The organism is Myxococcaceae bacterium JPH2, from assembly GCA_016458225.1.
Lineage (GTDB): Bacteria > Myxococcota > Myxococcia > Myxococcales > Myxococcaceae > Citreicoccus.
Genome location: JAEMGR010000035.1, coordinates 1 through 1,413, shown reverse-complemented (window position 1 = coordinate 1,413; position 1,413 = coordinate 1). Strand labels below are relative to the sequence as shown.

Sequence of the window (1,413 nt, the reverse complement as noted above, 5' to 3'; positions counted from 1 at the left end):
TCACGCGATCGAAACGCCGCGCCTTCTCAAGATCGTCTCCAACTACGGTGAGACGTTGAGTATTCTGAGGACCAAGATCCGGCAGCAAGCGAGAGTTCTGAGGGTCCGCCTCGTCTACGAAGGGGGGGCCCTGAAACCCTCGAAAGTCGATGTGCTGAGGGAATCCGTGGGCATTGCTGAAAGGAAAGTAAAGGGTGTGGAGGTGTCATTCGAATGAAGGTGCTTGAACTTCGCGAAGTAGCCTCGGAAGATATCCTCCGCCTTTCTTTCGAAGGTGCCTTGGGTCATCAGGATAGTCTTGAGCGCGCACTAGAGCCATTCCTTCTGGCGCTTGAAGCTCATGCATTCGATTGGATGCCCGAGGTTGTTGAGGGGAAACGGCGGCACAAATATTCTCGTGCCGCATTTTGGAAGGCATTTAACGAGGAGCGTGATGAGAGCAGCGCTGTAGTCGGGCTTTACCGCGCGAATCGTCCCTCGTTGGACATGACGCTTCGGTTGTTCCTTGAACCATCTGAATGCAGTCTTCACATATGGGTCGCGGTCCAGCCGCATTCGTTCTTTGGGCCTGTCGAACGCTGCCAGAAGTTCGTGCAGATGATCCGTGCCTGGGCCTCAAGCTGCTCGGTCGTCAATGCCATGGCCCACAGCATGGCCGACCGGCAGCTGGCGGATTATCCAAACTTTGGTCGCGATGATGAATCTACGAGGCGAGATGGGTTCGACAAGGTCTACGAGCTGTTCTGGCTGAACATCTTCGGCCCCAAGCTCGTAGAAAGCGTAGGTCGCGAGCGGATGCTTTCGACGCCTGCCCATCTCGTGGAGGAACTCCCCAACGGCTCCGTCCTCCTGGTGCTCTGGCCCACTGCCGCCGAGTTCGTCAGCGATGAGGCGCGCGTGGTGCAGGCCCGTGCCCACGTCCACCTGCGGCCGGACCTCGACTTCGACACGGTGTTGCGCACGCTGCGGGACCGCAGCGCTGCGCTCGTACCCGTCGAGCCGCGCTTCCATCCTGACGTGGCGCCCTTCCTCTCGCGGCTGCCGGACGAGTTTGCCATCAGCGAGCGGCAGCGGAAGATTGCCGAACTCAACGCCTTCCGGCCGCCGGTGCCGGAGGAGTGGCTCCCTGTCGCTCGTCCTTCGGATGTGGCGAATCCGGAGCGCGTCCTCGAATCCTACGGAGACTTGTCCGAAGGTCTCGCCGCCGCGCTGCACACCAAGGTGCCCTCCATCATGGACGAGACGGCCGAGTCTCTCACGGACCTGGACTTCTACTTCTGGCGGGAGAACTTCCCGGAGCGGTTTGAGCGGGACCTCATCTACGAGCACACGGTTCCGGCGCTCGGGGCCTTCCTGGGCGGCATGCTGGTGCGGCGGCTGGGCGGGACATGGGTGCTGCGGCAGAAGGTGGAA

The 1,413-nt window shown here is 60.9% G+C and carries 1 protein-coding gene; it reads left to right on the top strand.

Annotated elements, in window-relative coordinates:
• Nucleotides 1-354: 354 nt before the first annotated feature.
• Nucleotides 355-1,413: hypothetical protein (locus JGU66_32065; protein ID MBJ6765412.1), on the top strand; the 1,059-nt coding region annotated here is incomplete at its 3' end.